This window comes from Actinomyces sp. W5033, assembly GCF_051303165.1.
The window spans coordinates 22439-35826 of the sequence record NZ_JBPPGD010000011.1 but is presented as its reverse complement, the minus strand read 5'-3'; the positions used below and the strand labels follow the sequence as shown (position 1 = coordinate 35826).

At 73.6% G+C, this 13388-nt stretch carries 13 protein-coding genes; 11 read left to right on the top strand and 2 right to left on the bottom strand.

Annotated features, from left to right (window positions below):
* Position 1: 1 nt before the first annotated feature.
* The gene (locus ACSJJR_RS08500; RefSeq protein WP_435942309.1) at positions 2 to 391 is read right to left on the bottom strand and encodes a holo-ACP synthase; all 390 of its coding nucleotides are present in this window, start codon (positions 389 to 391) and stop codon (positions 2 to 4) included.
* 80 nt (positions 392 to 471) lie between these two features.
* Between ACSJJR_RS08500 and ACSJJR_RS08495 the strand changes: the two genes are divergently transcribed.
* The 9 genes from ACSJJR_RS08495 to tsaD all read left to right on the top strand — a co-directional run bounded on the left by ACSJJR_RS08495 (position 472) and on the right by tsaD (position 10645).
* Complete coding sequence (locus ACSJJR_RS08495) at positions 472 to 2325, top strand: bifunctional ADP-dependent NAD(P)H-hydrate dehydratase/NAD(P)H-hydrate epimerase (RefSeq protein WP_435942310.1); 1854 nt, start codon at positions 472 to 474, stop codon at positions 2323 to 2325.
* Complete coding sequence (alr, locus tag ACSJJR_RS08490; RefSeq protein WP_435942311.1) at positions 2322 to 3596, top strand: alanine racemase; 1275 nt, start codon at positions 2322 to 2324, stop codon at positions 3594 to 3596. The genes ACSJJR_RS08495 and alr overlap by 4 nt, the downstream gene beginning before the upstream one ends.
* On the top strand, positions 3593 to 4147 hold the full coding sequence (gene tsaE, locus ACSJJR_RS08485) for a tRNA (adenosine(37)-N6)-threonylcarbamoyltransferase complex ATPase subunit type 1 TsaE (RefSeq protein ID WP_435942312.1): 555 nt from the start codon (positions 3593 to 3595) through the stop codon (positions 4145 to 4147). The genes alr and tsaE overlap by 4 nt, the downstream gene beginning before the upstream one ends.
* Positions 4148 to 4182: 35 nt before the next feature.
* The gene (gene tsaB, locus ACSJJR_RS08480; RefSeq protein ID WP_435942313.1) at positions 4183 to 4881 is read left to right on the top strand and encodes a tRNA (adenosine(37)-N6)-threonylcarbamoyltransferase complex dimerization subunit type 1 TsaB; all 699 of its coding nucleotides are present in this window, start codon (positions 4183 to 4185) and stop codon (positions 4879 to 4881) included.
* The gene (gene rimI / locus ACSJJR_RS08475) at positions 4878 to 5456 is read left to right on the top strand and encodes a ribosomal protein S18-alanine N-acetyltransferase (RefSeq protein ID WP_435942314.1); all 579 of its coding nucleotides are present in this window, start codon (positions 4878 to 4880) and stop codon (positions 5454 to 5456) included. The genes tsaB and rimI overlap by 4 nt, the downstream gene beginning before the upstream one ends.
* A 447-nt stretch (positions 5457 to 5903) precedes the next feature.
* Positions 5904 to 6659 carry a succinate dehydrogenase cytochrome b subunit gene (locus tag ACSJJR_RS08470; RefSeq protein WP_435942446.1) on the top strand — a complete coding sequence of 252 codons (756 nt, stop codon included), beginning with the start codon at positions 5904 to 5906 and terminating at the stop codon, positions 6657 to 6659.
* A gap of 24 nt (positions 6660 to 6683) precedes the next feature.
* Positions 6684 to 8687: a fumarate reductase/succinate dehydrogenase flavoprotein subunit gene (locus tag ACSJJR_RS08465; protein WP_435942315.1), complete on the top strand. Its 2004-nt coding sequence runs from the start codon at positions 6684 to 6686 to the stop codon at positions 8685 to 8687.
* Complete coding sequence (locus ACSJJR_RS08460) at positions 8684 to 9454, top strand: succinate dehydrogenase/fumarate reductase iron-sulfur subunit (RefSeq protein ID WP_435942316.1); 771 nt, start codon at positions 8684 to 8686, stop codon at positions 9452 to 9454. Before ACSJJR_RS08465 ends, ACSJJR_RS08460 begins: the two co-directional genes overlap by 4 nt.
* Before the next feature lie 144 nt (positions 9455 to 9598).
* Positions 9599 to 10645: a tRNA (adenosine(37)-N6)-threonylcarbamoyltransferase complex transferase subunit TsaD gene (tsaD, locus tag ACSJJR_RS08455; RefSeq protein ID WP_435942317.1), complete on the top strand. Its 1047-nt coding sequence runs from the start codon at positions 9599 to 9601 to the stop codon at positions 10643 to 10645.
* Between the two features lie 48 nt (positions 10646 to 10693).
* On the opposite strand, the gene ACSJJR_RS08450 is transcribed toward tsaD, so the two are convergent.
* On the bottom strand, positions 10694 to 11995 hold the full coding sequence (locus tag ACSJJR_RS08450) for a class I SAM-dependent methyltransferase (protein ID WP_435942318.1): 1302 nt from the start codon (positions 11993 to 11995) through the stop codon (positions 10694 to 10696).
* 209 nt (positions 11996 to 12204) lie between these two features.
* On the opposite strand from ACSJJR_RS08450, the gene ACSJJR_RS08445 reads away from it, so the two are divergent.
* Positions 12205 to 12897 (top strand): SanA/YdcF family protein, encoded by a 693-nt coding sequence (locus ACSJJR_RS08445; RefSeq protein WP_435942319.1) that lies wholly within the window; start codon positions 12205 to 12207, stop codon positions 12895 to 12897.
* A 184-nt stretch (positions 12898 to 13081) separates the two neighbouring features.
* Positions 13082 to 13378 (top strand): co-chaperone GroES, encoded by a 297-nt coding sequence (gene groES, locus ACSJJR_RS08440; RefSeq protein ID WP_166855989.1) that lies wholly within the window; start codon positions 13082 to 13084, stop codon positions 13376 to 13378.
* Positions 13379 to 13388: the final 10 nt, after the last annotated feature.

The window sequence follows — 13388 nt, the reverse complement described above, 5'->3', positions numbered from 1 at the left end:
CTCAGGCGCCCTCAGCGACGACGAAGGCGAGGGCCAGTCCGGCGTCGTGACTGAGCGACAGGTGCCAGCGGGTGATCCCCAACGTGCGGGCCGTGCGCGCCGCGACCTGCGACAGCGCGAGACGCGGTGGCGTGCTGGGGGCTGAGACAACCTCGACGTCGGTCATCCTCCACCCGCCCGGGACCTCGCGGCCCGCCGCTCCCAGGGCCGAGCCAAGGGCCTTGAGCGCCGCCTCCTTCGCCGCGACGCGGGCCGCCAGCGACTCGACGCGCCCGGCGCACAGGGTGCGTTCGCGCGCGGTCAGCAGGCGCTCGGCCAGGGCGGGAGAGCGCCGCAGGCGGTCCTCGAGCCGGGCGACGTCCACGAGGTCCGTGCCCACGGCGATGATCATGGCACCAGTGTGCCGCAGGGGCAGGCGCCCCGGTCACGAGCGCGCGTGTGCCCGCATCACCGGTGCGTGAGGATAGGGCCATGATGTCCCTCGACACGACCTACGCCTACCCGGCCGCCGCCATCGCCGCCGCCGAGGCGCCGCTGACCCGTGCCACCGAGGCCTACATGCACGCCGCCGCCCAGGCTCTGGCCCAGGCCGCCGTCGAGGAGCTGCGTGCGGGCCGCGGCAGGGTGGTGGGCGCGCCTGTCCTCGTGCTCGCCGGGGGCGGGCACAATGGCGGCGACGCCCTGCTCGCCGCCGCGCTCCTGGCGCACCAGGGCTGCGAGGTCACCGCCCTGCTTGCCACGGACCACCCGCACGGCGCCGCACTCGCCGAGGCCCGGCGAGCCGGTGTCCGCGTGGGCCCGCAGGACGCCGCCGATCCGGAGCTCGTCGTTGACGGCCTCACCGGCCTGGGAGCGAGCGGACCGTTGCGCCCGCGCGCCGCCGGGCTCGTGGCCCCACTCATCGCCGCCGGGGCACCGGGCAAGCGCCCTGTCCGGGTTCTCGCCGTCGATGTGCCCAGTGGCGTCGGCGTCGACGACGGATCCGTCGAGGGGCCGGTGCTCGCCGCCGACCGCACGGTGACCTTCACCTGCCTGCGCGGCGCGCACGTGCGGGCGCCGGCGGCCGCTCTGTGCGGGCGCGTCGATGTTATCGACCTCGGCCTGCCGGTCCCCGAGGCCGAGCCCCTGGCACCCTGCCCCGCCGACGGTGCTCGTGTCCCAGCTGGTCCCGGAGGCCCCGGCGGCCCTGCTGGCCCCGGATGCCCAGCTGGCCCCGGACGCCCTGGCGGCCCCGGTGGCCCGGCGCCCGCCGGAGCGTCCAGCCCCGGCCTGCACGACGACGTGCTGTGCCCGGCCGACGCCGTGCTCGCCAGGCGCCTGCGCGTGCCCGGCGAGCGGGACCACAAGTACACGCGCGGCGTCGTCGAGCTCTGGGCCGGCAGCGAGACCTACCCGGGTGCCGCCGTCCTGACCAGCTCGGGCGCGTGGAGGGCCGGGGCGGGGATGGTGCGCCTGGCCGCCCCACGCCGCGTCGAGGACCTCGTCCTCGCCCACCGCCCCGAGACGGTCCCCGTCCCCGGCCGCCACCAGGCCATCGTCATCGGCCCCGGCACCGACCCCGAGGACGAGCCCCGCGCAACGCAGCTGCGCCGCGCCCTGGGCTCCGTCATGCGTCGCGCCGGCGGCTCCGCCGACACCCCGCCCGTGCCCGCCGTCATCGACGCCGGTGCCCTGCCCCTGCTGCCAGACCTGCTCGCACAGGCACGCACCCTCACCCCCAGCGCGGTGATCACCCCGCACGCCGGGGAGGCGGCCGCACTCCTGTCCGCCCTGGGACGGCCCACCGCTCGCCCGGAGGCCGAGGACCCCGCCACGGCGCCACGGATCGCCCGCGAGCTCGTCCACCGCACCGGCGCCTGCGTGCTGCTCAAGGGCACCCCGACCCTCGTCGCGACTGCCGACGGCGCCTGCTTCCACCTCGACTCCGGCCCGGGCTGGCTCGCCACCGCCGGCAGCGGCGACGTCCTCGCCGGTGTGCTCGGCTGCCTGCTCGCCGCCGATCAGGCCCGCGCCGAGGCCTCAGCCGCCGGTGCCGGCCGTCACCCGGCTGGGCGGACAGCGGCCCGCACCGGCCAGGGGCTGCTCACCGGGGCGGACACCGCCGCCTGCGCCGCGCTGGCCGTGCGCGTGCACGCTCTCGCCGGCGCCCTCGCCAGCGGCGGTGGGGCCGTCGGCCGCACGAGTGGCGCCGGTGGGCAGGCCAGCGCGCCCCCGGGGACCGGCGCCCACCGCTCGGGCCACCCCGTCACCGCCCTTGACGTCGCCGAGGCCGTGCCCGCCGCCGTCGAGCACCTGCTGTCACTGGTGGAAGAATCCTCACCGTGAGACCGCCCGCCACCACCTCCCGCGCCGTCATCGACCTCGACGCCCTCGCCCGCAACGCGCGCGTCCTGGCCGAGGCCGCCGGGACGCCCTGGATGGCGGTGGTCAAGGCAGACGCCTACGGGCACGGCATCGGGCCGGTGAGCCTGACCTGCCTGGCCGCCGGCGCCACCTGGCTCGGCGTCGCCCAGCTTGCCGAGGCCCTGCACCTGCGCGGCCTGCTCGACCAGGCGGGCGTCGCCCGCCCCGAGCCCGGACCCGACGCCGTCCCCACACCCCGGGCGCCCCGCCTCATGTGCTGGCTCGCACCCGTCCTGACCCCGCAGGAGGCCGCCGCACCCGGCTCCCCGCTGCGCCAGGCCCTCGAGGCCGACCTCGACCTGTCGGTGTCCACCACCGCCCAGCTCGAGGCCCTCGCCGCCGCCTGCGCGGCCCACGTGCGCGCTGGTGGCGCGCCCGGCCGCGTCCACCTCAAGGCCGACACCGGCATGTCGCGCGCCGGGGCCGTCCCCGAGGACCTGCCCGCGCTCGCGGCTGCCGCCCGCGGCGCCGAGGACAGCGGGGTGCTCGACGTCGTCGGGCTGTGGTCCCACCTGTCGCGGGCCGACGAGCCCACCTGCGGCTCGACCGAGGAGCACCTGGAGCGCTTTGCCCGCGCTGAGGCCGTGGTGGCCCGGGCCGGGCTGCGCCCCCGGGTGCGCCACCTCGCCGCCACCGGCGGCCTCCTGTGGCACCCGGCTGCCCGTCTCGACCTCGTGCGCGTGGGCATCGGGCTGTACGGGCTGTCTCCGGAGCCCGCCGTCGCCACCTCCGCCGAGCTCGGCCTGACCCCCGTCATGCGTCTGGAGGCGCCCGTGACCATGACCAAGCGCGTGCCCGCGGGCACGCCGGTCTCCTACGGGGGCACCTGGCGCGCCCCCACGGACAGGTGGCTGGGCCTCGTCCCCCTCGGCTACTCCGACGGCGTGCCCCGCCACGCCGCCAGCGCCGGGCCGGTCGCCGTCGGCACACTGCGCACCACCGTCGTCGGGAAGGTCTGTATGGACCAGCTCATCATCGACCTGGGCCCCGCCGTGGACGACGACGGCCAGGACCTGCCCTGTCCCGCCCGCGCGGGGGACACCGCCGTGCTGTGGGGGGCCCCGGAGGCTACCGGGAGCGTGCCCACCGCCGACGAGTGGGCCGCCGTGTGCGGCACCATCAGCTACGAGATCGTCACGCGCCTGGGCCCCCACGTGCCCCGCGTCACCGTCAGCCAGGAGGAGCACCGATGAGCCAGGACCACGCCGGCGGGCGCACAGTCGTCGTCGAGACGACGGACGCCGACGCCACCCGCGCACTGGGCGCCCGCCTGGCCGCGCTCCTGCGCGCCGGGGACCTCGTCATGCTCTCCGGCCCCCTGGGCGCGGGCAAGACGACCCTCGCCCAGGGCATCGGCTCCGCCCTGGGCGTGCGCGGGCGCGTGTCCTCACCGACCTTCATCATCGCCCGCGTCCACCCCGCCCTGGGACAGGGGCCGGACCTCGTCCACGTTGACGCCTACCGGCTGGCCAGCCTGGACGAGGTGGACGCGCTCGACCTGGACACCTCCCTGGAGGAGTCGGTGACCCTCGTCGAGTGGGGCGAGGACAAGGTCGAGGCGCTGAGCGACAGCCGTCTCGAGATCCGGGTCAGCCGCCCTCAGGGGGCCCTCTCGGGCCGCGGCGAGCAGGGCCCCGCGGACCTGCACGACGTCGATGACGGGCGCCGCAGCATCACCGTCACCGCCGTGGGACAGCGCTGGCAGGGTGTGGACCTCACCGTTGAGGGCGGCGCAGCGTCCTGAGCCGGGCCGTCACGGCTGTGACCTAGGCTGTCCCCGTGCGCATCCTGTCCATCGACTCCTCCCTCGGCACCGAGCTCCTCGTCTGCGACGCCTGCCCCGGCGACGACGGCCGGGTGGCGCTGGAGGTCCTGGCCCATGCCTCGCAACCGGACTCACGCCGCCACGCCGAGTCCCTGGGCCCCATGCTCACCGCCGCCCTCGAGACGCCGCAGGTCGCCGACCGCCCCCTGGACGCCGTCGTCGTGGCGACGGGACCGGCCCCCTTCACCGGGCTGCGCGCCGGCCTGGTCACTGCCCGCACGGTCGCCCGCGTGCGCGGCGTGCCCGTCCACGGCGTGCCCAGCCTCGACGCCGTCGCCCGCCGCGCCCTCGACGAGCTGGGACAGGGGGCCACGGTGCGCGTGCTCACCGACGCGCGCCGCCAGGAGGTCTACACCGCCGTCTACCGCGCCCTGGGCAGTGACGACGTCGAGCGCCTGGGCAGCATCGAGGTCATGGCCCCCGCGGACCTTCCCACCGACGACGCCGACGCCCTCGCCGGCTCCGGGGCCGTCCTGTACCCCCGGGTCGTGGCCGCCAGGCCCGTCCTCGCCACCGTCTCCGGCGACGCCGCCGCCCAGGTGCGTGTCGCGCTCGCGAGGCTGGCCGCCGGGCTGGCTCCGCTGGGCACCGAGCCGCTGTACCTGCGTCACGCCGACGCCCAGGTTCCCTCCGCCCGCAAGCGCGCCCTGTGAACGGGGCCGGCGCAGGGCCCGGGGGCGGTGCGCTGCGTCTGCGCCCCATGACCGAGGCGGACCTGCCGCACGTCGCCCGCCTGGAGGCCGGGCTCTTCGGCGCGGAGGCCTGGAGCGCCGCGCTGCTCGCCAACGAGCTCGCGGCGGCCGGTGGCCCGGGGGCGGACCGCGCCTACGCCGTCGTCGAGGAGCTGGAGCAGCCGGGTACGTCGGTGGCAGCCGGACGCGGCGCCCTGCTGGGCTACGCGGGCCTGTGGTACGGCGACGGCCGTGGCGACGCCGACCTGCTCACCATCGCCACCGCCCCGCAGGCCCGCAGGCGAGGGGTGGCCACCCGCCTGCTCGACCACCTGCTCTCCCAGGCCCGCAGGCAGGGCTGTGAGCACGTGCTGCTGGAGGTGCGTGCCTCCAACACCGGCGCCCAGGCCCTCTATACGCGCCACGGCTTCGAGGTGCTGGGCGTCAGGAGGCGCTACTACACGTGCCCCGAGGAGGACGCCCTCGTCATGCGCCTGCGCCTGGGCCCGCCGCGGGGCCCGGGGCCCGTGGGCGCTGAGGCGCTCGGGCGGCACTGAGCCGGGCGGGGCCGCGGGGCAGTGCGCGCCCGGCAAGCCCGCTCACCGGGCGGGGCCGCGGGGCAGTGCGCGTCCGGCAAGCCCGCTCACCGGGCGGGGCCGCGGGGCAGTGCGCGTCCGGCAAGCCCGCTCACCGGGCGGGCGCCGGAACGGCAGCGGCACAGGCTCCTCCTGCCGCACCTGGAGGCCTCGGTTATTTGTCTGACGAATGTGTCACCAAATGTCGCCGTCAGTGGCGCCGGGGGCCGCACGTGCCGGGGACGCAAGCTGCCGGCAGGACCGGGCTCTTTCCGCACGATGACGCCGCGCAGGCAGGCACCTGCCCGCTGGCGTGCACCTGCGTGCACGTACCTGGGACCACGCGGCCCGGCCCGTGGCTACCCTGGTGCCGTGGCCCCAAAGACTGTTTCCCCCAAGAGGCGCACTGCCTTCTCGACCACCGTCTTCATGAAGCGACTCATGGCGTGGTCCGGCATCGTCTTCCTCCTGTTCGTCATCTTCCACATGTACGGCAACACCCACTACTTCGAGGGTGAGATCGCCTACGACCACTACGCCATCTGGCTGCGTCAGCTGCTCCAGCCGCTGCTGCCCTACGGCGGGTTCCTGTGGATCATGCGCCTCGTCCTGCTGGCGCTTCTGCTGGCCCACGCCTGCTCCGCCTTCTACCTGTGGCGCCGCAACAAGAAGGCCCGCGGCAACGACAAGTACGCCGTGAAGAAGTCCAACGCCGAGTACTACGCCTCCCGCTACGCCATGCGCACCATGCGCTGGGGCGGCGTCATCCTCCTGTTCTTCATCATCTGGCACATCCTGCAGTTCACGACGCTGTCGCTGACCCCCGGCGGCGAGTACGTCCACGGCCGGGCCTTCCAGAACATGTACTACGGCTTCCAGCTGTGGTGGGTGTACCTCATCTACCTGCTCGCCATCGCCGCCCTGGCCCTGCACGCCTGGCACGGCGTGTGGTCGGCGCTGCAGACCCTCGGCCTGACCCGCACGAGGATCGTCCCCTTCATCCGCATCATCGCGACGCTGGTGGCCCTCGTGCTCCTCGTCGGCTTCATGAGCGTGCCCACCGCCATCCTGTTCGGCTGGACCGACGCGCCGATGACCGACGCCGAGTACTACCCGCAGTTCTGCCAGGCCATCGGCTCCGCCGCCTCCGAGTTCGCCGAGCACTGTGGCGTCGCTGCCCACTGACACGAGAGTTGAGTGACTACACCCATGACTGCTGAGCTCATCGAGGGCCTCTACCGCCAGGGCGAGGCGATCGCCGACACCAAGGCCCCTCACGACGTCCCCATCGCGCAGCGCTGGGAGCAGCGCAAGTTCAACGCGAAGCTCGTCAACCCCGCCAACCGCCGCAAGCTCGACGTCATCGTCGTCGGCTCCGGCCTGGCCGGTGGTGCCGCTGCCGCCTCGCTCGGCGAGCAGGGCTACAACGTCAAGTGCTTCTTCTACCAGGACTCCGCCCGCCGTGCGCACTCTATCGCGGCCCAGGGCGGTATCAACGCGGCGAAGAACTACCGCAACGACGGCGACTCCGTCTACCGCCTGTTCTACGACACCGTCAAGGGCGGCGACTACCGCGCCCGCGAGGACAACGTCTACCGCCTGGCCGAGGTCAGCGCGAACATTATCGACCAGTGCGTGGCCCAGGGCGTGCCCTTCGCCCGCGACTACGGCGGCATGCTCGACAACCGCTCCTTCGGCGGCGTGCAGGTCTCGCGCACCTTCTACGCCCGTGGACAGACCGGCCAGCAGCTTCTCATCGGCGCCTACCAGGCGCTTGAGCGCCAGGTCGCGGCCGGGACCGTCAAGGAGTACCGCCGCCACGAGATGGTTGAGCTCATCCTCGTCAACGGCAAGGCCAAGGGCATCATCGCCCGCGACATGGTCACCGGCGAGATTGAGACCCACCTGGCTGACGCTGTCGTCCTGTGCACCGGCGGCTACGGCAACGTCTTCTTCCTGTCGACCAACGCGATGGGCTGCAACGCGACCGCCGTCTGGCGCGCCTACCGCAAGGGTGCCTACTTCGCCAACCCCTGCTACACGCAGATCCACCCGACCTGCATCCCCCAGTCGGGAGACTTCCAGTCCAAGCTCACGCTTATGAGTGAGTCCCTGCGCAACGACGGTCGCATCTGGGTTCCCAAGAAGGCCGAGGACTGCGACAAGGACCCGCGCACGATCGCTGAGGAGGACCGCGACTACTACCTCGAGCGCATCTACCCGGCCTTCGGCAACCTCGTCCCCCGTGACATCGCCTCCCGCCAGGCCAAGAACATGTGCGACGAGGGACGTGGGGTCGGCCCGGCCATCAAGGAGACCGCTCCGGACGGCACCCAGCGCATGATGCGCCGCGGGGTCTACCTCGACTTCTCCGAGGCCATCGGCCGCCTGGGCAAGGACGCCGTCTCCGCCCGCTACGGCAACCTCTTCGAGATGTACCAGCGCATCACCGGCGACGACCCCTACGAGGTCCCGATGCGCATCTACCCCGCGGTCCACTACACGATGGGTGGCCTGTGGGTGGACTACGACCTCGAGTCCAACGTCCCGGGCCTGTACGTGGCCGGCGAGGCGAACTTCTCCGACCACGGCGCGAACCGCCTGGGCGCCTCGGCCCTCATGCAGGGCCTGGCCGACGGCTACTTCGTCCTGCCGAACACGCTCAACGACTACCTCGCCGACATGCTGCGCGAGGGCAAGGTTGACCCCAACGCCCCCGAGATCGCCCAGGCGCAGGCCGCGGTCAAGGACCGCATCGAGCGGCTCATGGCGCTCAAGGGCACCCGCTCCGTGGACGACTTCCACATGGCGCTGGGACGCATCATGTGGGAGTACTGCGGCATGGAGCGCCGTGACGCGGGCCTGCGTGAGGCGATCAGGCAGATCCGCGAGCTCAAGGCCGAGTTCTGGCGCGACGCCCGTGTCACGGGCGAGGCGATGGAGCTCAACCAGGCGCTGGAGAAGGCGGGCCGTCTGCTTGACTTCTTCGAGCTTGCCGAGCTCATGTGCATCGACGCCCTGCACCGTCGCGAGTCCTGCGGCGGACACTTCCGGGCCGAGTCCCAGACCCCCGAGGGCGAGGCCCTGCGCCACGATGACGAGTTCCTCTACGTCGCGGCCTGGGAGTTCGGCGGCGAGGACCAGCCGCCGGTGCTCCACAAGGAGCCCCTCATCTACAACGACATCGAGCTCAAGCAGCGGAGTTACAAGTGAACATCAAGCTCAAGATCTGGCGCCAGAAGAACCAGACCACCGCGGGCCGCTTCGAGGAGTACTCGATGTCAGGCATCGAGGAGCACATGTCGTTCCTCGAGGTCCTGGACCTGCTCAACGAGCAGCTCTTCCAGGCCGGTGAGGAACCGGTCGCCTTCGACTCGGACTGCCGTGAGGGTATCTGCGGCCAGTGCGGCGTCGTCATCAACGGGCAGGCCCACGGCCCGATCCGCTCGACGACCTGCCAGCTGCACATGCGCCACCTCGCTGAGGACCCCTCCTTCAAGGACGGCGACACCATCACCATCGAGCCCTGGCGCTCGACCGGCTTCCCGGTCCTCAAGGACCTCATCGTGGACCGTTCCGCCCTGGACCGCATCGTCCAGGCCGGCGGCTACATCTCGGTCAACACCGGGGCGGCCCCGGACGCGCACGCCGTGCCGGTCAAGAAGGAGAAGGCCGACGCCTCCTTCGAGGCCGCGGCCTGCATCGGCTGCGGAGCCTGCGTCGCGGCCTGCCCGAACGCCTCCGCCATGCTCTTCACCGGCGCGAAGATCTCGCACCTGGGCCTGCTGCCGCAGGGCCAGCCGGAGCGTCTTCCCCGTGTCGTGAGCATGCTCAACCAGCACGACGCCGAGGGCTTCGGTGCCTGCACCAACATTGGTGAGTGCGCCGCTGTGTGCCCGAAGTCCGTCCCGCTGGAGGTCATCACGCGACTCAACCGCGACCTCGGCCACGCCCTGTGGGCTGACGCCCGCGCCCACTGAGCCGCAGCCGCTGACCGTCACGCCCCCACGGGCGTGGGGGCGTGGGGGCGTCGTGGCGCGGGACGCGACGGGTGTGGTGAGGGCCCGGGTGGTCCAGGGCCCTGGCGGTCCAGGCCCGGTGCCCGGGCCGCTAGGCTGGTGGCCGTGAGTGAAGCACTGGTCCTGGGAATCGAGTCCACCTGCGACGAGACGGGCGTGGCCCTCGTGCGTGGGCGCGAGCTGCTTGGCGACGTCGTCGCCACCTCTATGGACGAGTACGCCCGCTTTGGCGGCATCATCCCGGAGATCGCCTCGCGCGCCCACCTGGAGTCCTTCCTGCCCACGCTGGACGCTGCGCTTGACCGCGCCGGTGTGGACCTGTCAGAGGTGGACGCCATCGCCGTGTGTGCTGGGCCCGGCCTCATCGGATCACTCACGGTTGGCATCAGTGCCGCCAAGGCACTGGCGGCCGCCACCGGCAAGCCCCTGTACGGCGTCAACCACGTCATCGGGCACCTTGCCGTCGATGAGCTCGTTGACGGGCCCCTGCCCGAGCGCTTCGTCGGCCTCATCGTCTCCGGAGGCCACTCCAACCTCCTTGCCGTGCGCGACATCGCCACCGACGTCGTCGAGCTGGGCGGGACCCTTGACGACGCCGCGGGTGAGGCCTTTGACAAGGTCGGCCGGCTGCTCGGCCTGCCCTACCCCGGCGGGCCGCACGTGGACCGCCTGTCCCAGGAGGGTGACCGCACGGCGATCCGTTTCCCGCGCGGCCTGGCCGCAGGCAAGGACAAGGAGCGCCACCGCTACGACTTCTCCTTCTCCGGCCTCAAGACGGCTGTGGCCCGCTACGTCGAGTCCCTTGAGGACCAGGGCCTCGAGGTGCCGCGGGCGGACGTGTGCGCCGGCTTCTCCGAGGCCGTCAACGACTCCCTCACCGCCAAGGCTGTCCAGGCGTGTGTGGACCAGGAGGTGGACACCCTCGTCATCGGGGGCGGGTTCTCCGCCAACTCGCGGGTGCGCTCGCTGGCTGCCGAGCGTTGCCGGGCTGCGGGGATCACCCTGCGGGTGCCGCCGCTGCGCTACTGCACGGACAACGGCGCCCAGATCGCCGCCCTCGGCAGCGCCGCCGTGCGCGCGGGCGTGGCGCCCAGTCCCATGGACTTCGCCCCTGACTCGGGCATGCCCCTGGACGTCATCATCGCCCACTGACAGGGCAGCGGGGCCGCCCCTTGCCGGCCCGGGGGCTGTCCTGCGGGCTCAGCGTCCAGGGGAGACCGGCTCGACGACGAGCACGGCGCCCCGGGACGGGCTCGCGCCGCCCGCGGCGCCGCGGGCCCGGGCACGTTGGCCGATGCGAGTGAGCACCCAGGTCTCACCGGCGGCACCGGTCGGACGCAGCGAGGCCCTCAGCGCGTCGGGGGACACGTCCACCCCGCGCTTGTGGATCTCCAGGCGGCCGATGCCCCGCTCACGCACCCGCGCCCTGAGGTGGCGCAGGTGCAGCGGAAGCACCTCACGCACCCGCCAGCAGGTGAGGAAGGGGGCGAGGGCGGGCTCGGGCGGCGTGTCTCCGGTGAGGTAGGCGATGCGGGCTCCCACCGGGCGTGAGCCTGTGCGGCGGGCGACCTCGGCGACGAGGCCCGCCCGGATGACCGCGCCGTCGGGCTCCATGAGGTACTCGCCCAGGTGGTCGGCTCCGTCCACCGGCTCGAGCTGCTCGGGCTCCTCGGAGGGGTCCGAGCAGGCCGGGTCCACCAGCCGGTGGGGTCGCAGCTCGCCGTCGGGCGTGGGGGACAGGAGAAGGGCGGATCGCCCGGGTCCCTCGGGGGCCAGCGGGCCGCACCAGATGGCTGCCTCGACGACCTCGCCGGCGACCGACGCCCACTGGACGTGGCTGGACGCGGGCAGAAGCGCGTGGTCGATGCCGGGTGCGACCTTGACGCCCACGGCCTCGACGTGCTCACGCAGGGCCAGCACCTGGCTCAGCCGTGGTGACCACTGCTCGGGGTCACTCAGGCGCCGGCCGTTGGCGCGCCGGGCCGGGTCAGCGAACACCGCGTCCACGCCCTCGGCCTCCAGGTCAATGGTGAGGGCGTCCGCGCACCGGACCTGGGCGCGCTCGAAGGGCATGAGGTTGACGGTGGCCAGGGCCGCCGTCGGCTCGTCGCGCTCGACGGCGAGCACGTCCAGGCCCAGGCCCGCCAGGGCGAGGGCGTCCCCGCCGATCCCGCAGCCCAGGTCCGCCACCCGGCTCACCCCGGCCCGGGCGTAGCGGGCTGCGTGGTGGGCGCAGACCGCCAGACGCGTGGCCTGCTCCAGGCCGTCGTGGGTGAAGAGCATCTGCTGGGCGAAGTCGCCGAACTTGGAGGCCGCGCGTGAGCGCAGACGCTGCTGGGTCAGGGCCGCCGCCACGAGCGCGGGGTCGTGACCTTCGGCACGCAGCACCTCCCCGAGCCGCAGGGCCTCAGACTCCTCGTAGGGGGGCAGGCTGTTGAGCAGGGCCCAGCCCTCGGGGGTGAGCAGCGGGGCGAGGGCGGCTGCCTGCGACGTGTCCTTCACCCCGTGATCCTCCCACGGCCGGGCACGGCGCAGCGCCCCGAGGGCCTGGGCGTGAGCGAGGTGGCGATAGGTTGGGGCGGCCGCCACCTGCGCGGCAGGAGGGGGACGGTGCGGTGACAGGAGGCGCAGGCACCTGTGGTGCGAGGCGTGGGCGCCGGTGCGAGGCGGCGCTGGCGGGGCGGGCTGCGGCCGTCCTCCTGGCGGCGTGCGTGCTCCTGACGGCGGGCGCCAACGCATGGGTCTGGGCCGCCAGCGCAGGGCACCTTCAGGACGCCGGCAGCCGGGCCGACGAGGCCACCGCGCCGGTCGCCATCGTGCTGGGCGCCCGGGTGCACGAGTCGGGCAGGCCCTCGCCGTGGCTGTCCTACCGGCTCGACGTCGCCGCCGAGCTCTACCGCACGGGCCGTGTGGACGCCCTGCTCGTCTCCGGTGCCGGGGGCGGTCACTCCCATGACGAGCCCGGGGCGATGCGCGGCTACCTCGTCGCCGCAGGGGTGCCGTCCGAGGCCGTCGTCCTCGACCCCCACGGCTACGACACCCACGACACCTGTGTGCGTGCGCACGAGGTCTTTGGGGTGGAGCGGGCGCTGCTCGTCACCCAGGACTTCCACACGCCCCGGGCCGTGGCCCTGTGCCGCGCGGCTGGGATCGACGCCGAGGGCGTGGCGGACACGCGCGCGCGGGCGGACCGGGCGGCCTGGGCGCGCTCGTGGCTGCGTGAGCGTGCCGCAGCGCTCAAGGCCGGCTGGGACGTGCTCAGCGGGCGTGAGCCGGTGCCCGGCGGGACACGCGGCGGCGTGGAGGAGGCTGTTGCCTGGACGCGGCAGCACCGTGCCGGGGGCGCTGGAGCCGTGACGCCGTTGGCGAACCCAGGACCGGGACCTGGCACTCACGTTGACTGAGTGCTAACGCCGCGCGTAGATTCGACGCCAGACGCGGCGCCGGGGACCCGGTGCCGCGGCCCGCGCCCCCGGCGCTGACGGGCCGGCCCCCGCGACGGCGGCCCGCCTCACTGAGGGCGTGCACACCACATACACGACGCGCGCTGCGCGAAGGACGCTGAAGAAGCGAGAAGGGGAGGACGCCATGGCGATCTCCATCAAGCCGCTCGAGGACCGCATCGTCGTCCAGACGGTCGAGGCCGAGCAGACCACCGCCTCCGGCCTGGTCATCCCGGACACCGCCAAGGAGAAGCCGCAGGAGGGCAAGGTCGTGGCCGTGGGCCCGGGCCGCGTTGACGACTCCGGCAAGCGCATCCCGGTCGATGTCGCCGAGGGCGACCTCGTCATCTACTCCAAGTACGGAGGCACTGAGGTCAAGTACGCCGGCGAGGACTACCTCATCCTCTCCGCCCGCGACGTCCTCGCCGTCGTCACCAAGTGAGACAGCCGTT